A 19,319-nucleotide genomic window follows, 5' to 3' on the forward strand; every position below is an offset into this window, starting at 1 on the left:
AACTCCGCCCGCAGACGGTTCACTTCATGTGCGTCCACACATCCAACATGCTCCTGATCAGCCTCAACGAACAGACCTAACGAAGCACTACTAGGCCGATGGGCTACCAGGCCCCGTTTACCCTGGTCGTCATGCCGCTCGAGATCAGCGCCACCAACCCCGAGCACCCGGTGCTCCTGCTCGCCCTGCCCTGGCACATCCCGCTGGAGGAGTGGCCCGAGGAGCACCTGGTGCCGCTACCGCGCGGCATCTCGCGGCACGTGGTGCGCTACGCGCGCGCCGGGGACGAGGTCGTCGCCGTGAAGGAGCTGGCCCAGCGTCCGGCGCTGCGCGAGTACGAACTGCTGCGCACGCTCGACCGGTTGGGGATCCCCGCTGTGGACCCGCTCGCGGTCGTCACGGGCCGCGAGGACCCCGCGGGGAACCCGCTCGAACCGGTGCTGATCACCCGGCACCTGGGCGGTTCGCAGCCGTACCGTTCGATGTTCGAGACGACGCTGCGGCCGACGACCGTGCACCGGCTGATGGACGCGCTCGCCGTGCTGCTCGTGCGGCTGCATCTCGCCGGCTTCGCCTGGGGCGACTGCTCGCTGTCCAACACCCTCTTCCGCCGGGACGCGGGCGCGTACGCCGCCTACCTGGTGGACGCCGAGACCGGCGAGCTGCACCCGCGGTTGAGCGACGGGCAGCGGGAGTACGACATCGATCTGGCGCGGGTGAACATCGCGGGCGAGATGCTCGACCTGGAGGCGTCGGGCGCGCTGCACCCTTCCATCGACCCGATCGAGTTCGGCACGGAGATCGTGCAGCGGTACACGAACCTGTGGACCGAACTGACCCGCACGTCGGTGTACCCGGCCGGCAAGCACCACTACATGGACCGCCGCATCCGCCGCCTCAACGATCTGGGCTTCGACGTGGCCGAGATGCAGATCTCCCGCTCTCCGCTGGGCGACACCGTCACGTTCGTCCCGAAGGTCGTCGACGCGGGCCACCATCAGCGCCAGCTGCTGCGCCTGACCGGCATGGACGCCGAGGAGAATCAGGCGCGGCGACTCCTTGCCGACCTGGAGAGCTGGATGGCGACGCAGGAGGACGCGGCCGACGCCCGCCCCGAGGTCCTCGCCCACCGCTGGGTCCGTGACGTGTTCCGCCCCACGGTGCGCGCCGTGCGTGACCGGGTATCGACGCCGATGGACCCGGCGGAGCTGTACCACCAACTCCTGGAGCACCGCTGGTACTTGTCGGAGCGCGCCCAGCACGACATCGGTCTCGACGCGGCGGCCGACGACTACGTGCGGAGTGTGCACAAGACCGGACAGTGACCGGGACCGGGCGCGGCCGGTGCCGTGGCCGCTACGTGATGGCGAGTGACGGCACCGACCGCAGCCAGTGACCTCCACCGGCCGCCCGGACGAGTGTGGGCGTTTGCGTCTCACAACGCATTTTCCGGCCACATCGAACGCAATTGGTGGCCCGGCCCCACTCGCACCTGCGTGAACGGCCGCAGAGGCTTGTGGGTTACCCGCAGCGGGAAATTTCAGCCATTTTCGAGTGGCCCGGCACATGTGCCGCAACGCCGCGCCCACATGTGCACGAACGAGGAAACCAGCAGGTGGGCAACCCAACTCCACCCATGATGACGCACCGTCTGATCGTTTTCTTCGGGCAATGTTTATTACCAAAGACCTTAGGACTATTTAGACTGCTCACGCTCAACTCGGCGTGAACAACGAGGGATTACCCACCATGAACAAGACGGCGCTTCGCGCCCTGCTCCGTGAACGGCGCGCCCTCATAGCCCCCGAATCCCACGGCTTCAGCAGACCGACGGGACAAGGGCGCCGCGCCCCCGGCCTCTCCCAGCACCAGGTCGACCAACTCCTGCACCGCACGCTCGGCACGTACCACCGCCTGGAGTCGGGCACATACCCGAACGCCCCGGCGGAACTGCTGCGCGATGTGGCGCGGCTGTTCGGACTGAACGAGCAGGAGTGGGTGCTGCTGTGCCGCTACGCGCTGCTGCAGGACCCGCCGGGACCGCTGTACCCGACGTCGGGCAAGGAGATCCCCGGCGTGTGGCAGGAGGCGGTCGACGGCATCGACCACATCGCGTACGTCTCGGACTCGTCCTGGGACCTGCTGGCCTGCAACCGGGCGTTCACGGAGCTGTTCCCCGACCACCGGCCCCCGGCGAACACCATGCGCTGGATGCTGCTCGACCCGCACGCCCGGCACATGCTGGTGGACTGGCAGAGCGCGTGGGCGCCGCTGCTGCTGCCCCAGCTGCGCGCCGCCCTCGCCGCGCGCCCCGACGACGACACGCTCGCGCAGATCGAGAAGGAAGTACTGGCGGACCCCGAGGCCGCCCCGATCTACCGTTCGGGCGGTTCGGCCATGCACCCCGACGGCGACGAACGGCCGCTGCTGCACGCGCGGCTGGGCCCCGGCTGGGCGACGATGTGCGCCGCGCAGCCGCTCACCACGCCGGGCGCGCGGCTGATGATCCTGGTCTTCCACCCGGGCGTGCACCGCGCGCACCCCAGGAAGCCCGCCCTGCGCGCAGGCTGATTTCCGCCCCTCGCGTCACACCTCCCGTGTCAGAAGAGTCAAGGCGTCGTAAATTGAGCGGGCCCCCCACAGCCACCTCAGCCCCGTGGGAGACACCCATGCCCGCCTACGTCTCGATGCCGCACACCGTTCTCGGTGCCCACAAGGTGACCACCGACGAGATCGCGGACGACATACGCGCACGCCACCCGGGACACCCCCGGATCGCCGCCGCGGTGCGCGCCGTCCAGGGGTGCGGCGTGCGCACCCGCTACTTCGCCCGGCCGCTCGACTCCCCCACCGTCGCGGGCGAGGCGGGCATCGCCGAGCGGGCCCGGACCGCGTTCGCGGACGCGCTCGAACTCGCCGAGCAGGCCGCCGCATCGGCCATCGAGGCGGCCGGGCTGAGAGCGGCGGACCTGGACGGCATCGTCACCACGCACTCCACCGGCTGGGCAGCGCCCAACCTGGACGTGCACCTCATGACCCGGCTCGGCCTGCGCCCCACGGCCCGCTCCCTCGCCCACACCACGCTGGCCTGCACCGGGGGCACCAAGTCGCTGATCCGGGCGGCGGACATGGTGGCGGCCCGCCCGGGCGGCAAGGTGCTCGTGGTCGCCGCCGAGGTGATCTCCGCCGTCTACCACCACAGCGACACCGGCATCGACGCGATGATCTACAAGGCGCTGTTCGGCGACTCGGCCGGTGCGGCCGTGGTCAGCGACGAGCCGCTCGGTTCCGGTTTCGCGTGCGAGGACGACTTCGAGCACGTGCTGCCGGGCACCGCTGGACAGCTGGGTGGCCGGATCACCGCCGACGGCCTGCACTTCGACGCCACCAAGCAGGGCCGCGCCGCCTTCACCGAGACCCTGCCGAGCCTCACCGGCTGGCTCGGCGCGCGCCCCACCGGCTTCGCCGTGATCCATCCGGGCAGCCCCCGGATCATCGCGGACACGGCCACGGCCCTGGGCCTGACCGCGCACGACACCCGCCACTCCACGGCCACGCTCACCGACGAGGGGAACCTGGGCGGCGTGAGCGTCCTCCGCGTCCTCGAACGCACCCACCAGGACCCGCCCCCCGCCGGCAGCCGCGGAACGATGGTCGCGTACGGCCCCGGCTTCACGACCGCCGCGCTGCACGGGCACTGGCACGCCTGACGGCCCGGTCGGCCACCTCTCACAAAAATGTCCCACCGGGACGTGTGTCCCATTGAGACATTCGGGTGTACGGTCGAAGACATGAAGGCGAACGAGGCCACCAGCCCCCGGCCCGCCGGCGACCGCCGGCAGGCCAAGGCCCTCCGGACGCGCGAGGCGCTCACGGAGGCCGCCGTCGAGCTGGTGCTCGAGCGCGGGCTCGGGGACGTGACCGTGGAGGCCATCGCCGACCGCGCGGACGTCACCCGCCGCACCTTCAGCCGGCACTTCGCGGGCAAGGAGGACGCGGCCCTGGACTTCACGCGGGCCGACGGCGCGGCCATCAACGCGGCGCTGCGCGCCCGCCCCGCCGCCGAGCCCCCGCTGCTCGCCTACCGGCGCGCGGTCGCGGACTACCTCGCCGACCGGGAGACCCCCGGCTGGCACCACCGCCCGCGGCTGCGCGAGCTGTACGCGGTCGTGGACACGGAGCCCGCCCTGTTCGCCGCGTACGAACGGATCCGGGTCGACGCCCAGGACGAGTCCGTACGCATCATCGCCGACCGGCTCGGCACCGACCCGGCCCGGGACCCCCGTCCCGAGGCCGTCGTCGGCGCCGCCGCCGGAGTGCTGACCGCCGCGCTGCGCACGTGGGCGCGCGGCGCTGGCACGGACGCCGAAGACCTCGCCGAACTGGTGGCGCGGGCCTACGACGCCCTCATCGAGGAGGCCGCCCGCGCGGCGGCCCCCGACGTCGCTACCAGAAAGTGAATCGCACCATGAGCACCACCCCCACCACCGGCAACGTGACCGACTACGCCGCCGAGTTCGCCGGGAAGACCGCCCTCGTCACCGGCTCCGCCTCCGGCATCGGCCTGGCCACCGCCCGCCGCCTGGGCCGCGGCGGCGCGAACGTCGTCATCGCCGACTACAACGAGAAGGGCGCCCAGGAGGCCGCAGAGACGCTGAAGGCGGAGGGCCTGAAGGCCGCCGCGGTCGCCGTCGACGTGACCGACCCGGCCTCCGTCGAGGCGGCCGTCCGCTTCTCCGTCGACACCTTCGGCGGGCTCGACCTGGCCGTGAACAACGCCGGCATCGGCGGCGCGAGCGCGCCCACCGGCGAGTACGACATCGATGTCTACAACCGCGTGGTGCGAACGAACCTCGACGGCGTGTTCTTCAGCATGCGCTACGAGATTCCCGCCATCGAGGCCGCGGGCAACGGCGGCGCCATCGTGAACGTCGCCTCGATCCTCGGCTCGGTCGGCTTCGCAGGCTCCCCCGCGTACGTCGCCGCGAAGCACGGCGTGGTCGGCCTGACGAAGACGGCCGCCGCCGAGTACGCCGCGAAGGGCATCCGCGTCAACGCGGTCGGCCCGGGCTTCATCGAGACCCCGCTCCTCAAGGAGATGGACAAGGCCGCCCACGACGGTCTCGTCGCACTGCACCCGGCGGGCCGCCTGGGCACCTCCGAGGAGGTCGCCGAGCTGATCGTCTTCCTGCTCTCGGACCGGGCCTCGTTCATCGCGGGCAGCTACCACCTCGTGGACGGCGCATACACGGCGGTCTGACCCGCCACGCCGCATACGCCACTTGTGTCACACCTCCACTCATGGAACGGTCTGCGACGGGTACCGGGCAGGGAACCCGGACCGTCCCGACGTGGAGGGCGCGGCGAACGCAATGGCAGGGCAGGCACGCGAGTCGTACTTCGACAACGTCAAATTCCTGACGATCGTCCTCGTGGCCTGCGGGCACGCGTGGGAGCCGCTGACCTACGGCTCCCGTGCGGTGACGGCGGCGTATCTCGCCGTCTACGCCTTCCACATGCCGGCGTTCGCTCTGGTGTCGGGGTATTTCTCCCGCAGCTTCGACATGGCGCCGCACCGCCTGCGGCGCCTGGTGACCGGCGTCGTCGTGCCGTACGTCGTCTTCGAGGTGGCGTACACGCTGTTCTACCGGTGGGCACAGGACGATCCGGGCTATCCGGTCAGCCTGCTGGACCCCTGGTATCTGATGTGGTTCCTGGTGGCCCTGTTCGTCTGGCGGCTCTCGACGCCGCTGTGGCTGCAGTTGCGCCACCCGGTACTCGTGTCGCTGGCCGTGGGCACGGCCGTGTCGATGTGGCCCGGCGCGGGCGGCGACCTGGCGCTCCAACGGGTGCTGCAGTTCCTGCCGTTCTTCGTGGTGGGCCTGGTGCTGCGGCCCGAGCACTTCGCGCTCGTGCGCACGTGGCGCGTGCGGTGGGTGGCGCTGGGCGTCACGGGCGCGGCCCTGCTCGCCGCGTACTGGGCGGCGCCGTGGTTCGACGCGGGCTGGTTCTACCACCGGGGCAGCGTGCAGGGGCGGGGCGTGCCGGGGTGGGCGGGACTGTTCGCGACGCCCGCCCTGTTCGCCCTCGCGCTCGCGCTGACCGCGTGCTTCCTGGCGTGGGCGCCGGGCCGCAAACTGTGGTTCACGGCCCTGGGCACCGGGACGATCTACGCGTATCTGCTGCACGGTTTCGTCATCAAGTCCTCCCGGTTCTGGGGCTGGTACGACCACCCGTGGCTGCACAGCCCGCTCGGCGAGCTGGCCGTGACAGCGGCGGCCGTCGCGCTCATCACCGCACTGTGCACGGAACCCGTGCGGCGGGTGTTCCGCTACGTCGTCGAGCCCCGCATGGACTGGGCGTTCCGGCGGCCGGCGGAGCGACGGTCCCTGCCCGAACAGACGGCGCCCCGCGAGAAGGTCACCTCCGGCGGCGGCTGACGGTCTGCGCCGAGGCGAGCAGGTGGTGCATGCGTTCGGTGAGCGACCCCAGGTCGTCGGCGGGCCGGTGGAAGGCGAGCCGCACGTCGGCCTGGCCGCGCACCCGCTCCAGACGCAGCGTCAGCCCGTGCCGGTCGACCGCGAGCGGCTGGACCCGGACGACGCCGTGCAGGCTGTCGGGGGCGATGAGCCGGGTGAGCTGCTCGACGGCCTCGGGGTGGGCGTCGGCGAGATGGGTGAGCAGGCGCGGCTCGGCGAGCGCGAGCGGATCGGGCGCGGCGGCGGCGAGTTCGTCGAGCTCGATGCCGGTGCGCCCCGCCCGGGTCTGCAGGACCGCCCGTTCGGGCCGCAGCACCAGCTCGTCGCCGTCCGGGACCAGCTCGCCCGACAGCCACACCCGGGCGCGCACCCGGTCGCGTACGGGGACTGGCGCCGCGTCGGCGAACTCCAGGAGCGTGGTGGGCCGTCCGTGCGGTGAGCAGAGCACGGCGGCCGCCAGCACGCTGTCGGGCGGCGGCACGATGCGGACCGTGCCGTCGTCGTCGACGCAATGCGCCCCGACGAGGTCGTCCTGCCCCACATCGGTGGTGACGCCGCAGGTCCATGCGGCGGCGAGCACGGAGCGTGCGTGGGCCGCCGTGCTGGGCACGGCGGCAGCGATCTGTCGGACACCCATCCCGAACCTCCATTAGGTAAGCCTTGCCTAACTTATCGGAGGTGATCGCCGACGGTCCACCCCACCCCGCCTCCCTCTTCCTGTGTCGCCCACCGGCGAGGGCCGCCCGGTGCGATTGACTCGACGGGTGCGCAGATTCGTCGTGTTCCTCGCCGCCGTCGCCGGAGCGCTCGCCGCCCTGGCCCTGTCCCTGCTGCTCTCCCCGTGGTGGTGGTTCGCCGCCGCCCCGCTCCTCGCGCTCGCGGTGCTCGGCGTGTGGGACCTGACCCAGTCGCGCCACTCCGTGCTGCGCAACTATCCGGTCCTCGGGCATCTGCGGTTCCTGATGGAGTCGCTGCGCCCCGAGATGCAGCAGTACTTCGTCGAGCGCGACTACGACGGCCGGCCCTACGACCGCGACGTGCGCAGCATCGTGTACGAGCGGGCGAAGGCGGTGGAGGCGGAGGAGCCGTTCGGTACCGAGCGCGACGTGTACGCCTCGGGTCACGAGTTCCTGGTGCCCTCGCTGCGCCCCGTCGACCCGCCCGAGCGGCCGGCCACCGTCCGCGTCGGCGGCCCCGACTGCACCAGGCCGTACGACATGGCGCTGCTCAACGTGTCGGCGATGAGCTTCGGCGCCCTGTCCAGCCACGCGATCCGCGCGCTCAACAAGGGCGCGGCGCTCGAGGGTTTCGCGCACGACACCGGAGAGGGCGGCCTGTCCGACCACCATCTGGCGCACGGCGGCGATCTGGTGTGGGAGATCGGCACCGGCTACTTCGGCTGCCGCACGAGCGAGGGCCGCTTCGACCGCGCCGAGTTCGCCGACAAGGCGGCGCACGAGCACGTCAAGTGCGTCTCCCTGAAACTGTCCCAGGGCGCGAAGCCGGGCATCGGCGGCGTCCTGCCCGGCGGCAAGGTCAACGCGGAGATCGCGCGCGTACGGGACGTACCGGAAGGGCAGACGGTGGTGTCGCCGCCGTACCACCGGGAGTTCGCGACGCCGCGTCAAATGGTGTTGTTCCTGGCGGAGTTGCGGCGGCTCGCGGGCGGCAAGCCGGTCGGGTTCAAGCTGTGCGTGGGCTCGCGCTCGCAGTTCCTCGCCGTGTGCAAGGCGATGGTCGCGGAGGACGTGACGCCCGACTTCGTGATCGTGGACGGATCGGAGGGCGGCACGGGCGCGGCACCCCTGGAATTCGCCGACCACCTGGGCACTCCGCTCACCGAGGGGCTGATCACGGTCCACAACGCGCTCGTCGGCACCGGGCTGCGCGACATCGTCCGGGTCGGGGCGAGCGGCAAGGTCGCCACCGGCGCCGACATCGTCAAACGCCTCGTCCAGGGCGCCGACTTCACGAACGCGGCGCGCGCCATGATGTTCGCGGTCGGCTGCATCCAGGCCCAGCGCTGCCACACCAACACCTGCCCGGTGGGCGTCACGACGCAAGATCCACGCCGTGTGCGTGCCCTGAACGTCGCCGACAAGGCCGAACGCGTACGCCACTACCAGGGGTCGACCGTGCGCAGTGCGGCGCAGATCATGGCCGCGATGGGCGTACAGGATCCGCGCGAACTGCGCCCGTCGCAGCTCATGCGGCGCACCACGGCGGACATGCCCGTCTCCTACGCGCACCTCCACGACTGGCTGGAGCCGGGCCAGTTGACCGAGCGGCCGCCCGCGACCTGGGCGGCGGACTGGGCGGCCGCGGATCCCGACCGCTTCTGAGGGCCGCCCTTCCCGCGCGCGCCATCGAACAACGCCAACTCCACGCGAACGGGGGGTGAATATGCCAACCGCCCACGCGGCGCGATACGGGGCGGCATCATGCCGACATGGACGGTAGTACTGCGCTCCTACGGGAGCTCTTCACGTCGGATGAGTACGCCGCGGTACGCAGTCATGCGGACCACCTGGGCGTGACACTGGCCGAGTACGTACGCTCCTCAGCCGCCGAACGGGCCCTGGAGCGGCTCCATTTGACGCGGGCCCTGGAGTCCCGTGCACCACATCTGGGCACGCTGCCGATACCACAGGTGGAGCGCTCCCACGGCTCCGACGGGGCGCCCTCGTCCTCCTCCCCCGCCATCGACCGGTTCCTCGACACGCTGGCGCACCCGCACCCCACCGAAAGCGGCTGACCCCGCGTGAAGCGGCGGGTGCGGGGCACCCGGTGCACGAGGTCAGGGGTGAGCCCGCGGCAGCGCGGGAATGGGGACCGTCACCGACGGAACGAGCCACGCACAATCGATCACGAGAGGGAGTGGTTGTCATGCGTGCGTCGAGGGGCGCCGACCGGCGTGCCGCGCGCGTGGAATTCCTGATGCCGCAGGGGTCGGGCGCCGCCCGCTGGGCCCGGCGGCTGACCCGCCGGTTTCTCGCCGGACATACGGGCGAGGGGGCGACGGACGCCGAGCTGGTGGTGTCGGAGCTGGTCGCCAACGCCACCGAGGCGCGGAGCCACAGCTGCCGGATGAGCCTGTGCCTGCAGTCGGGTGAGCTGACCGTGGCCGTGCACGACGACGCGCCCGGACTCCCCCGCCTCGTACCGGATTCGCAGACGGCCGAGTCCGGGCGGGGCATCGCACTGGTGCAGGCGCTCGCCCGCCGCTGGAGCGTGCGCGCCGATCCGAGGGGCGGAAAGACGGTCTTCGCGGTGCTGACGCCCTGCTGAACGGCACCCCGGCCGGGGCGACGGTGAGTCGCCGCCCCGGTCGGGACAGGGGATCAGTGCCCGCGCGCGATCCATTCGTCGAGGTTCGGCGCCTCCGCGCCGATCGTCGTGCTGTCACCGTGTCCGGTGCGCACGACGGTCTCGCCCGGCAGCGTGAGCAGCCGGTCCTTGATCGACTCCACGATGGTCGGGAAGTCGCTGAAGGTCCGCCCGGTCGCGCCGGGACCGCCCTGGAAGAGCGTGTCCCCGGTGAACACCGTGCCGAGCGCGGGAGCGTACAGGCTGACCGCGCCGTGGCAGTGCCCCGGCGTGTGCAGCACCGTCAGCTCGACGCCCGCGACGGCGATCTTCTGCCCGTCGGCCAGTTCCCCGTCCGGGGCGCGGTCCGGGTGCGTGCGCTTCCACAGCTCGGTGTCGGCCGGGTGCAGCAGAATCGGCGCCCCGGTGCGCGCGGCGAGCGCGGGCGCGGCGTCGATGTGGTCGTCGTGGGCGTGGGTGCACACGATCGCGACGAGCCGGCGCTCGCCGAGTGCCTCGGCGATGGCGTCGGCGTCGTGCCCGGCGTCGATGACGATCGCCTCGCGGTCGTCCCCGACGATCCACACGTTGTTGTCGACGTCCCACGTGCCCCCGTCGAGGGAGAACGTGCCGGACGTGACGAGGTGGTCCACGCGTGCCGTGTTCTCGCTCATCAGAACACCACCACCGAACGCAGCACGTCGCCGTGGTGCATCCGCTCGAACGCCTTCTCCACGTCGTCCAGGGCGATCGTCTCGGTCACGAACGCGTCCAGGTCGAGGCGCCCCTGCAGATACAGGTCGATCAGCATCGGGAAGTCCCGCGAGGGCAGACAGTCGCCGTACCAGGACGACTTGAGCGCGCCACCACGCCCGAACACGTCCAGCAGCGGCAGTTCGAGCTTCATCTCCGGAGTCGGCACGCCGACGAGGACGACCGTGCCCGCCAGGTCGCGCGCGTAGAAGGCCTGCTCGTACGTCTCCGGGCGGCCGACCGCCTCGATGACGACGTCCGCGCCGAAGCCGCCGGTCAGCTGGCGTACGGCCTCGATCGGGTCGGTGGAGCGGGAGTTGACGGTGTGGGTGGCGCCCAGCTCGCGCGCGGTGGCGAGCTTCTTGTCGTCGATGTCAACGGCGATGATCTTCGCGGCGCCGGCGAGGCGGGCGCCGACGACGGAGGCGTTGCCCACGCCGCCGCAGCCGATGACGGCGACGGAGTCGCCACGGCCCACATTGCCCGTGTTGATGGCGGCGCCGAGCCCGGCCATCACACCGCAGCCCAGCAGGCCCGCGGCGGCCGGCGAGGCGGCCGGGTCCACCTTGGTGCACTGCCCGGCGGCCACGAGGGTCTTCTCGGCGAAGGCCCCGATGCCCAGCGCCGGCGACAGCTCGGTGCCGTCGGCCAGGGTCATCTTCTGCTTCGCGTTGTGGGTGTTGAAGCAGTACTGGGCGCGTCCGCGCTGACAGGCGCGGCACTGCCCGCACACCGCACGCCAGTTGAGAATCACGAAGTCACCGGGGGCCACCTCGCTCACCCCGTCACCCACCGATTCGACGACACCCGCCGCCTCGTGACCGAGCAGGAACGGGAACTCGTCGTTGATCCCGCCCTCCCGGTAGTGCAGATCGGTGTGGCAGACCCCGCACGCCTGGATCTTCACGACGGCCTCGCCCGGACCCGGGTCCGGCACCGTGATCGTCGCGATCTCCACGGGGGCACCCTTGGCCCGCGCGATCACGCCCTGCACCTGCTGTGCCATGACGGTCAGCCCTCTTTCTCAATCGCGGCAACTTCACGCTTTGTTACCCGCCCATCCTCGCTCACCGGTCGAGCGGAGAACAGCACCGGTGCCCAGGTCGGGGCGCTCTACTGTGTTCCCGTGCACGTTCGAACCCAGGCGGCGGCCGGCCTCCTTCCCGTCAATGGAACTCTCGCGGCGGTGCTCGTCGTTCTCCTGGTGATCGCGGCAGCGATCACGGCGGTGTACCGCCTGTCCCCGGACGGGTCGCGGCGCCGGTCCCGCGACATCGCCGTCGCGGGCGTGCGGGCGGCGGTGCAGTTGGCTGTGGTGTCGCTCCTGATCGGCTGGGTGGTGCGGCACGGGGCGGCGCTGCTGGCCTTCCTGCTGCTCATGCTGGCGGTGGCGGCGCGTACGGCGGGCCGCCGGCTCACCCCGAACCGGACCTGGATCTGGGCCGCCCTGCCGATCGCGGCGCCGGTGACCCCGCTCGTCGCGGCGCTGATCGCCTGTGGCCTGCTCCCGCTCCGCGGCATCGCCGTGATCCCGGTGACGGGCATCCTCATCGGCGGCGGGCTGACGGCGACGGTACTGGCGGGGCGCCGCGCCCTCGACGAGCTGACCGCGCGCAAGGGCGAGGTCGAGGCGTGTCTGGCGCTCGGCCTGCTCCCCCACGAGGCCCGCCTGGAGATCGCCCGCCCCACCGCCTCCGACGCCCTCCTGCCCGGCCTCGACCAGACGCGGACGGTGGGCCTGGTGACGCTCCCGGGCGCCTTCGTCGGCATGCTCCTCGGTGGGGCGTCACCGGTGACCGCCGGGGCGGTGCAACTCTTCGTCCTGGTGGCGCTGCTGGCCGTCCAGGCGATCGCGGTGGCGACGACGGTGGAGCTGGTGGCGCGGGGGCGGCTGCACCGCGAGCCGTCGGGGGCGTAGGGGTGACCGCCGCAGCGCCTGTAGCCGGGGGTGGGCGTGGAACGGTGCGGCATACTCGCCCCCATGAACCCCGGCACCACTCCCGTACCGCCCGGCACTTCAGTGGATGTCCGGCACAACGGTCACGCGCATCTGGTGGTCGTCCACCCGCCGTTCGCCGCCCCGCTCACGCCGGGCGAGCGGCCGCGGGCCACTGCCCACGACCCCGAAGCGGCGCGGGCGGCAGTGCTGTCCCTTTCGATGGTCGCGTCGGTGCGCCGCGAGGACACCCCGGCCCGGCTCGCGCTTCCGGGGAGCCCCGCCCTGCGGGAGCACCTGGACGAGGTGAGCGTGGCCGTGTGGGGCTCCACGGTGAAGATCACCGACCCGGCGCTCGTCGAGGACGGGCTGGGCGGGGCCCTGGACGACGAGTTCCAGGCGCAGCGGAAGCGGTTCCCCGACGCGCGGATCGTCGCTGTCTGCGAACGCGACTTCGGCGCGGCGTACTTGAAGGTCCTCGCGGCGGTGCCGGGCGCCCCGGACCTGCTGATCGAGGGCTTCGGCGACCTGGACACCATCGGCGACCCGCGAGCCACGCTGGCCGCGGCGGGCGTCGATTCCGGAGAGGCCGCCGCGGCGTATTTCGAGGACGACACGGACGACGAAGACGACGAGGACGGCGGAGCGATCGCGGACTTCCACGCGTTCCTCCACACGCTCACCGGCGGCGCCCTGAGCGTCTACGCGCACGAGGAGCGCTACGAGTCGACGTTCCTGGTCGAGCGGACCGAGCAGGGTGAGAACAGCATCGACGCGGTCTGGTTCCCGTAGACCGGTCCGAAAGCGAAGACCCTAGTCGTCCATGACGGCCAGGAGGCTGGACAGGACACGCAGGCAGGTGTCGATGTCGGCCTCGGTGAGGTCTCCGTCGGCCCCGCGCAGCGTTTCCCGCTCGCGGTCGAGCACGGCGCCGATGACGCTGCGGCCCTCCTCGGTCAGCCGGATCAGCGAGGACCTCTTGTGGGCGGGGTTGGGGACGGCCTCGACGAGCCCGCGCGCCGCGGCGTCGTTCACCATCCGCTGCACGAACTGGCGGCTCAGCGCCTGAAAGCGCCCCATCTGCGGGACCGTCATGCGGCCCCGGCCGTGCAGCATGCTGAGCACGGCCCGCACCCCCACCGACAGCCCTTCGGCGGCGACGTCCCGCTCGACTCTCGCGTACGCGCGCCGGTACAGCGGCCCCACGAGGTCGAACACCTCGGAGAGCCGGTCCGTCACGTTCGCGGGCGCCGGATCGCGGCCTGTCTTCTCGCTCACCCGGCCATCATGGCATGACACCCCAGTTGCCATTCTGCTTGTGAGCGCATGCCTGACATGACACCCTGGTTGTCATGTCAGACCTCTTCTGGATCGACGCAGGCAAAGACACCGGCTGCCCCCTGGTTCTGCTGCACGGCGGCTTCCTCGACCACCACATGTGGGACGACCAGATTCCGCACCTGACATCGGACCACCGTGTCATCGCGCCCGACGCCCGGGGCCACGGCCGGTCCCCCAACGCCACGGGACCGTTCCGGCACACCGACGATCTCGCCGCGCTGCTGCGCCACTTGGACACCGGCCCGGCGACCCTGGTGGGCGTCTCGATGGGCGCGAGCATCGCGATCGACACCGCGCTCGAGCACCCGGAACTGGTCGCCGGCGTGGTCACCAGCGGCGCCGGCACCAGCGAGCCGTACTTCACGGACCCCTGGACGACCGGGATCTGGGCCACCTGGCAGTCGGCGATGGCCGCGGGCGACGTGGCCGCCGCGGTCGAGGCGTTCACCGCTTTCGCGTCGGGACCGCACCGTACGCTCGACGACCTCGACCCCCAAGTCGTCGAACGGCTGCGCGCGATGACGTGGAGCACGATGTCGAAACACACGGCGGAGGAACCCGACTGGAGCGTCCCGCTCCAGGACACGTGGGCCCGCGCCGCCGGACTCACGGTCCCGGTCCGCGCCATCAACGGCGCCCTCGACTCCCCCGACCACATCGGCATGGCGGAGCGCCTGACCGGCAGCATCGCCGACGGGCGCGCGGTGTCGATCCCCGACGCCGCGCACTACCCGAACATGGAGAACCCGGAGGCCTTCAACGGGGCGCTCGCGGACGCCTTGCGCTCCATGTGACACCCGCACGCCGCCTCCCTCCGGCGCGCGCGCCGCACCGCGAGCCACCGCACACCCGCGGCGAGGCCCGCCACGCCTCCCGAGATGGCCAGCCCGAGCAGCGCGCCGGTGAACGGCCCACCGGCGGCGATCCCGCCGAGCACCCCGACCCCCGTCGAGTACGAGGCCCAGACCCCTTCGGCGATACCCGAGGCAACCAGGAACCGGCTCAACCGGAAGTCGACGAGCCCGGCCGCGACCGCGCCGACGAATCGCCCTGTGGGCAGGAACCGGATGCCGATGACGAACGGGATCCCGTGCCGGCGCACCCGCACGGCAGCCCAGTCGAGGAGCGCGGCACGCCGTCGCTTGCGCCGCAGCCGACGCAGCACCGGCCCGCCGAAACGGCGCGTGGACCGGTACACCAGCAGGTCCCCGAGGACGGCGGCGCCCGACACCACCAGCAGTACGACCGCGAGTTCGAGACGGCCGTCGGCCGCCATGGCCCCGGCGCCGACGAGCAGCCACGAGTTCGGCACCAGTGGAGGCACGACGCACAGGACCAGCAGGCCGTACATCAGGTAGTCGGGCATACCTACAGATAACGGGAGGGAAGTGAACAAAACTAGAGGAGTTGGCGTATCTCGGGGAAACCTCTGGGAGCTCCCCCTAAGGGACTCGGGGGCGTGTTTCCGCAGCCCGAACCGCCGACGGATCGAGGTCACCACGATGCCCGCAACCGACGCCCCGCGCCCTGGGGCTGCCCTCCGTATCCGGGCTGGGGCTATCCCCCGTCGCCCTCGACCTCGTATTCGTGCGCCCGTCCACCGCGCCACTGGATGATTGACGCGTCCCCGGACACCAGTTGATCGGCATCGTCGAGCCCGGCCCGACGCAGGAATTCGATCAGGTCGTGGTCGCCCCGGGCAAGTCCGAAGTCCACACCGCCGACGGTGACCCGCCGTCCTCCGCTCGACGCCGACGGCCGGTGCACGACTATCAGGCGCGGCGTCACACCCGCCCCCGCGCCCGCCGGCGCAGCTCCGCCTTCTGCGTCGGGGTGAGCTTCTCGCCCGCCAGCACCCGGGAAAGATGCAGCAGACGCCGCCGCAGAGCGGTACGACCGGGCCGATCGGCGAGCTGCCGGTAGGTCGCGTCCCACTCCCGCTGTGTCTGCACCAGGTCCTCAGTGATCGTGTTCCGCATGAGACCGATTAGAGCGCGTGTTCGATTTCCCGCGCAAGCTGACACACGGGGCAGGGGTTATGTGTGTCGTCCTGTGAGCCTCGCCCCCGGATCTCAAGGCAGTTGACAACCTCGCGGGTCACGTCACCCCTTAGGCGCGTGACCAACGCGAGTGCCCGGCGTTGTCTCGATCATGAACCTTCGTCGCATCACCACCGCGCTCGGCACCACCGCAGCGGCGGCTCTCGTCGCCCTGTCCGTTCCCACCTCCGCTTACGCAGCCGAAGGCATCCTCGAGGTCAATGGCGTGGCCCACGAGAACCCGAGCGGCTGCTACCCGATGGACTGGTTCCCGTCCTCCATCACCAACAACACCGACGCCATCGCGGAGGTGCACTCGGGCCCCGACTGTGCCGGCCAGGTCGAGTGGCTGGTCTATCCCGGCGAGACGTACCACACCGAGACCGCGCAGAGCGTCTTCGTTCTCTGAGGCACAGGCACAGCCGGAGCCGGGGCGCGGTCGCCTCGCTGTCGGAGTCCCGGCGTACGCTCCGCAGCATGACCATTTACGACGCAGTGCAGATCGACAACCTTCAGGGCGGCGCCGCCGACCTCTCCCAGTACCAGGGCAAGGCCGTCCTGATCGTCAACGTTGCCTCCAAGTGCGGGCTCACGCCGCAGTACACCGCCCTGGAGGAGCTCCAGAAGCAGTACGCGGCGCGCGGGTTCACGGTTCTCGGCGTGCCCTGCAACCAGTTCATGGGGCAGGAGCCCGGTACCGCCGACGAGATCTCCGAGTTCTGCTCGGCGACGTACGGCGTCACGTTCCCGATGACGGAGAAGGTCGACGTCAACGGCGAGGCGCGGCACGCGCTGTACGCGAACCTCGTGGACACGGCGGACGCCGAGGGCCACACCGGCGACATCCGCTGGAACTTCGAGAAGTTCCTGGTGGGTCGCTCCGGTGACGTCGTCGCCCGCTTCTCGCCGCAGACGACTCCGGACGCCCCGGAGGTCGTGGCGGCCATCGAGCGGGAGCTGTCGGCGGAGAGCTGAGGGTCTGTCAGCCAACGGCCGGCTCAGTCCGTGACGGGCAGGCACTCGGCGAGCAGGTCGACGACGTCCCGCCAGGCTCGCCGCGCGTGCAGCGGGTGGTAGCCGACCCCGGGGCGCACGACGTGCTCGACCGTTGGGTGATGGAAGGCGTGCAGGGCGCCGCCGTAGACCGCGAGGCGCCAGTCGACGCCCGCGGCCTGCATCTCGGCGGTGAACGCGTCCCGTTGCGCGGGCGGCATGATCGGGTCCTCCGACCCGACCCCGGCCCACACCGGGCAGCGGATGTGCGCCGCCTCGCCGGGTCGGCCCGTGGTCAGTGCGTTGACCGTCGCGATCGCGCGCAGGTCGACGCCGTCGCGCCCGAGTTCCAGCGCGATCGCGCCCCCGGTGCCGTAGCCGACGGCGGCGATCCGCTCCGGGTCGGCGCGCGGTTCGGCGCGGAGCACGTCGAGGGCCGCGTGGCCGATGCCTCGCATCCGGTCGGGGTCGGCGAGCAGTGGCATGCAGCGGGCCAGCATCTCCTCGGGGTCGCCCAGATAGCGCCCGCCGTGGAGGTCGAAGGCCAGCGCCACGTATCCCAGCTCGGCGAGCGCGTCGGCCCGGCGGCGCTCGACGTCGCTGAGCCCCACCCCTTCGGGACCGACCAGGACCGCGGGCCGGCGGTCGACACCGGCCGGGAGCGCGAGGTGCCCGATCATGGTCAGGCCGTCGGCCGCGTATTCGATCGTGCGCGTGGTGACCGTGCGGGTGGTGGGCGTGTGCCGTGTATCCGTCGTCATGCGCCTGGACTGTAGTGATCGTCGAGTCCGGCCGGGCCGGTGTTCTGCCTCGGGCAGAAGGCGGTTCTGCCGGGGCACGGAGACGACCCGGCCGGTGCCCGTCCCGCTGCGGCCCCACTCCGCCCGTAGCACCATGGCTGCATGCTGTTCGCCCGGCTCGCTCAGGTGTCCCAGGACGTCGCCGCCGCCTCCGCGCGGTCGCGCAAGATCGCGCTGCTCGCCGAACTGTTCCGGGACGCCGAGCCGGACGACGTGCCGATCGTCATCCCGTATCTCGCGGGGCGGCTGCCCCAGGGGCGGCTCGGTGTCGGCTGGCGGGTGCTGAGCGAGCGGGTCGAGGCGGCGCCGGAGCCCCGGCTCACCGTGCAGGACGTCGACGCGCTGATGACCGAGCTCGGGGACGTGTCCGGCGCCGGGTCTCAGGCCGAGCGCAAGCGGCTCGTCGGGGAGCTGATGGGGGCCGCCACCGAGGACGAGCAGCGGTTTCTGTTCGGGCTCGTGACCGGTGAGGTACGGCAGGGCGCCCTGGATGCAGTCGCCACGGAAGGGCTCGCGCAGGCGACCGGGGCCGCCCCCGCCGACGTACGGCGTGCCGTGATGCTCGCCGGTGGGTTGCAGGAGGTCGCGCAGGCGCTGCTCGCACGCGGACCCGAAGCGCTCGAGGACTTTCGGCTCACCGTCGGCCGGCCCGTGCTGCCGATGCTCGCGCACAGTGCCGCAGGCGTCGGCGAGGCGATCGACAAGTTGGGCACCTGCGCCGTGGAGGAGAAGCTCGACGGCATTCGCGTACAGGTCCACCGGGACGGCGATGCCGTGCGCGTCTACACCCGGACGCTCGACGACATCACCGACCGGCTGCCCGAAGTGACCGGCGCCGTCCGGGAGTTCCCCGGCGAGCGGTTCGTCCTCGACGGTGAGGTCATCGCGCTCGGCGAGGACGGGCGGCCGCGCGCGTTCCAGGACGTGGCGGGGCGCGTCGGGTCGCGGGTCGATGTCGCGCGGGCCGCGGAGGCGCTGCCGGTCTCCCCCGTCTTCTTCGATGTGCTGTACGCCGACGGGCGGGATCTGCTGGACCTGCCGTTCGCCAGGCGGCACGAGCAGCTGGCCCTGCTCGTCCCGGAGCCGATGCGGGTGCGGCGCCTCGTGGTCGAGGACGACGGCACGGACGGCGCAGACCGCCGGGACGCCGCCGAGGCGTTCTTCGCCGACACCCTCGCGCGCGGCCATGAGGGGGTCGTGCTCAAAGGGCTGGAGGCCCCGTACAGCGCGGGCCGCCGGGGCGCGTCCTGGTTGAAGGTCAAGCCCGTGCACACCCTGGACCTGGTCGTGCTCGCCGCCGAGTGGGGTCACGGGCGCCGCACCGGAAAGCTGTCCAACCTGCACCTGGGCGCGCGCAACGCCGACGGCACGTACGCGATGCTCGGCAAGACGTTCAAGGGGCTCACCGACGCGCTGCTGGCCTGGCAGACGGAGCGGCTGCTCGAGCTCGCCGTCAATGACGACGGCCATGTCGTGACCGTGCGCCCCGAGTTGGTCGTGGAGATCGCCTACGACGGGCTGCAGCGCTCGACGCGCTACCCGGCGGGCGTGACGCTCCGTTTCGCGCGCGTGGTGCGGTACCGGGAGGACAAAACGGCCGGGCAGGCGGACACGGTGGAGGCGCTGCTCGCCGCGCACCCGCCCCTCGACGTCTGACCGTTTCTTTGCCAAA

At 71.7% G+C, this 19,319-nt stretch carries 23 protein-coding genes; 15 read left to right on the forward strand and 8 right to left on the reverse strand.

Annotated elements, in window-relative coordinates; all coding sequences use genetic code 11:
• Positions 1-131: 131 nt before the first annotated feature.
• The 6 genes from ACFV9W_RS34280 to ACFV9W_RS34305 all read left to right on the forward strand — a co-directional run bounded on the left by ACFV9W_RS34280 (position 132) and on the right by ACFV9W_RS34305 (position 6,440).
• A complete protein-coding gene (locus tag ACFV9W_RS34280) occupies positions 132-1,325 on the forward strand; it encodes a DUF4032 domain-containing protein (RefSeq protein WP_385769066.1) in 1,194 nt (397 codons plus the stop codon).
• A 424-nt stretch (positions 1,326-1,749) separates the two neighbouring features.
• Positions 1,750-2,571 carry a helix-turn-helix transcriptional regulator gene (locus ACFV9W_RS34285; protein ID WP_385769068.1) on the forward strand — a complete coding sequence of 274 codons (822 nt, stop codon included), beginning with the start codon at positions 1,750-1,752 and terminating at the stop codon, positions 2,569-2,571.
• 98 nt (positions 2,572-2,669) lie between these two features.
• A complete protein-coding gene (locus tag ACFV9W_RS34290; protein ID WP_385769070.1) occupies positions 2,670-3,710 on the forward strand; it encodes a PhlD in 1,041 nt (346 codons plus the stop codon).
• A gap of 81 nt (positions 3,711-3,791) precedes the next feature.
• Positions 3,792-4,460, forward strand: coding sequence for a TetR family transcriptional regulator (locus tag ACFV9W_RS34295; protein WP_385769072.1), 669 nt, complete (start codon positions 3,792-3,794; stop codon positions 4,458-4,460).
• Positions 4,461-4,468: 8 nt separating this feature from the next.
• Positions 4,469-5,260 carry an SDR family NAD(P)-dependent oxidoreductase gene (locus ACFV9W_RS34300; RefSeq protein ID WP_385769074.1) on the forward strand — a complete coding sequence of 264 codons (792 nt, stop codon included), beginning with the start codon at positions 4,469-4,471 and terminating at the stop codon, positions 5,258-5,260.
• A gap of 112 nt (positions 5,261-5,372) precedes the next feature.
• Entirely contained in the window at positions 5,373-6,440 is a 1,068-nt protein-coding gene (locus ACFV9W_RS34305) for an acyltransferase family protein (protein WP_385769076.1), read from the forward strand.
• Here ACFV9W_RS34305 and ACFV9W_RS34310 read toward each other — a convergent pair.
• Complete coding sequence (locus ACFV9W_RS34310) at positions 6,421-7,116, reverse strand: DUF2470 domain-containing protein (RefSeq protein WP_385769078.1); 696 nt, start codon at positions 7,114-7,116, stop codon at positions 6,421-6,423. The two genes, ACFV9W_RS34305 and ACFV9W_RS34310, sit on opposite strands and share 20 nt — an antisense overlap.
• Before the next feature lie 127 nt (positions 7,117-7,243).
• Here ACFV9W_RS34310 and ACFV9W_RS34315 point away from each other — a divergent pair, with 127 nt between their 5' ends.
• The 3 genes from ACFV9W_RS34315 (at position 7,244) to ACFV9W_RS34325 (ending at position 9,767) form a co-directional block, all read left to right on the forward strand.
• A complete protein-coding gene (locus tag ACFV9W_RS34315) occupies positions 7,244-8,821 on the forward strand; it encodes an FMN-binding glutamate synthase family protein (protein WP_385769080.1) in 1,578 nt (525 codons plus the stop codon).
• A gap of 107 nt (positions 8,822-8,928) precedes the next feature.
• The gene (locus tag ACFV9W_RS34320; protein ID WP_385769082.1) at positions 8,929-9,234 is read left to right on the forward strand and encodes a hypothetical protein; all 306 of its coding nucleotides are present in this window, start codon (positions 8,929-8,931) and stop codon (positions 9,232-9,234) included.
• 131 nt (positions 9,235-9,365) lie between these two features.
• Positions 9,366-9,767, forward strand: coding sequence for an ATP-binding protein (locus ACFV9W_RS34325; protein ID WP_385769084.1), 402 nt, complete (start codon positions 9,366-9,368; stop codon positions 9,765-9,767).
• Between the two features lie 53 nt (positions 9,768-9,820).
• Here the strand turns inward: ACFV9W_RS34325 and ACFV9W_RS34330 are convergent, their stop codons facing one another.
• Together ACFV9W_RS34330 and ACFV9W_RS34335 are read right to left on the reverse strand one after the other, a co-directional pair.
• A complete protein-coding gene (locus tag ACFV9W_RS34330; RefSeq protein WP_385769086.1) occupies positions 9,821-10,459 on the reverse strand; it encodes an MBL fold metallo-hydrolase in 639 nt (212 codons plus the stop codon).
• Positions 10,459-11,544 (reverse strand): S-(hydroxymethyl)mycothiol dehydrogenase, encoded by a 1,086-nt coding sequence (locus ACFV9W_RS34335; protein ID WP_385769088.1) that lies wholly within the window; start codon positions 11,542-11,544, stop codon positions 10,459-10,461. Before ACFV9W_RS34335 ends, ACFV9W_RS34330 begins: the two co-directional genes overlap by 1 nt.
• Positions 11,545-11,664: 120 nt before the next feature.
• Between ACFV9W_RS34335 and ACFV9W_RS34340 the strand changes: the two genes are divergently transcribed.
• Together ACFV9W_RS34340 and ACFV9W_RS34345 are read left to right on the forward strand one after the other, a co-directional pair.
• Positions 11,665-12,456, forward strand: a complete 792-nt coding sequence (locus ACFV9W_RS34340) for an ABC transporter permease (RefSeq protein WP_385769090.1) — start codon at positions 11,665-11,667, stop codon at positions 12,454-12,456.
• A 63-nt stretch (positions 12,457-12,519) separates the two neighbouring features.
• Positions 12,520-13,266 (forward strand): DUF6333 family protein, encoded by a 747-nt coding sequence (locus ACFV9W_RS34345; RefSeq protein WP_385769092.1) that lies wholly within the window; start codon positions 12,520-12,522, stop codon positions 13,264-13,266.
• Between the two features lie 21 nt (positions 13,267-13,287).
• On the opposite strand, the gene ACFV9W_RS34350 is transcribed toward ACFV9W_RS34345, so the two are convergent.
• Positions 13,288-13,752: a MarR family winged helix-turn-helix transcriptional regulator gene (locus tag ACFV9W_RS34350; RefSeq protein ID WP_385769094.1), complete on the reverse strand. Its 465-nt coding sequence runs from the start codon at positions 13,750-13,752 to the stop codon at positions 13,288-13,290.
• Positions 13,753-13,826: 74 nt separating this feature from the next.
• Between ACFV9W_RS34350 and ACFV9W_RS34355 the strand changes: the two genes are divergently transcribed.
• Positions 13,827-14,609, forward strand: a complete 783-nt coding sequence (locus ACFV9W_RS34355) for an alpha/beta fold hydrolase (RefSeq protein ID WP_385769096.1) — start codon at positions 13,827-13,829, stop codon at positions 14,607-14,609.
• Here ACFV9W_RS34355 and ACFV9W_RS34360 read toward each other — a convergent pair.
• The 3 genes from ACFV9W_RS34360 to ACFV9W_RS34370 form a co-directional block, all read right to left on the reverse strand.
• Positions 14,543-15,181: a DedA family protein gene (locus tag ACFV9W_RS34360; protein ID WP_385769098.1), complete on the reverse strand. Its 639-nt coding sequence runs from the start codon at positions 15,179-15,181 to the stop codon at positions 14,543-14,545. The two genes, ACFV9W_RS34355 and ACFV9W_RS34360, sit on opposite strands and share 67 nt — an antisense overlap.
• A 191-nt stretch (positions 15,182-15,372) precedes the next feature.
• Positions 15,373-15,531 (reverse strand): hypothetical protein, encoded by a 159-nt coding sequence (locus tag ACFV9W_RS34365; protein ID WP_385769100.1) that lies wholly within the window; start codon positions 15,529-15,531, stop codon positions 15,373-15,375.
• Positions 15,532-15,599: 68 nt separating this feature from the next.
• Positions 15,600-15,794, reverse strand: a complete 195-nt coding sequence (locus ACFV9W_RS34370; protein ID WP_385769102.1) for a hypothetical protein — start codon at positions 15,792-15,794, stop codon at positions 15,600-15,602.
• Positions 15,795-15,966: 172 nt separating this feature from the next.
• Between ACFV9W_RS34370 and ACFV9W_RS34375 the strand changes: the two genes are divergently transcribed.
• Both ACFV9W_RS34375 and ACFV9W_RS34380 read left to right on the forward strand, forming a co-directional pair.
• Positions 15,967-16,263, forward strand: a complete 297-nt coding sequence (locus tag ACFV9W_RS34375) for a hypothetical protein (protein WP_385769104.1) — start codon at positions 15,967-15,969, stop codon at positions 16,261-16,263.
• Positions 16,264-16,331: 68 nt separating this feature from the next.
• Positions 16,332-16,829, forward strand: coding sequence for a glutathione peroxidase (locus tag ACFV9W_RS34380; RefSeq protein WP_385769106.1), 498 nt, complete (start codon positions 16,332-16,334; stop codon positions 16,827-16,829).
• A gap of 23 nt (positions 16,830-16,852) precedes the next feature.
• On the opposite strand, the gene ACFV9W_RS34385 is transcribed toward ACFV9W_RS34380, so the two are convergent.
• Positions 16,853-17,608 (reverse strand): dienelactone hydrolase family protein, encoded by a 756-nt coding sequence (locus ACFV9W_RS34385; protein WP_385769108.1) that lies wholly within the window; start codon positions 17,606-17,608, stop codon positions 16,853-16,855.
• Between the two features lie 141 nt (positions 17,609-17,749).
• On the opposite strand from ACFV9W_RS34385, the gene ACFV9W_RS34390 reads away from it, so the two are divergent.
• Positions 17,750-19,303, forward strand: coding sequence for an ATP-dependent DNA ligase (locus tag ACFV9W_RS34390; RefSeq protein ID WP_385769110.1), 1,554 nt, complete (start codon positions 17,750-17,752; stop codon positions 19,301-19,303).
• Positions 19,304-19,319: the final 16 nt, after the last annotated feature.

The organism is Streptomyces sp. NPDC059897 (genome assembly GCF_042730865.1).
In the GTDB taxonomy this organism is placed as follows: domain Bacteria; phylum Actinomycetota; class Actinomycetes; order Streptomycetales; family Streptomycetaceae; genus Streptomyces.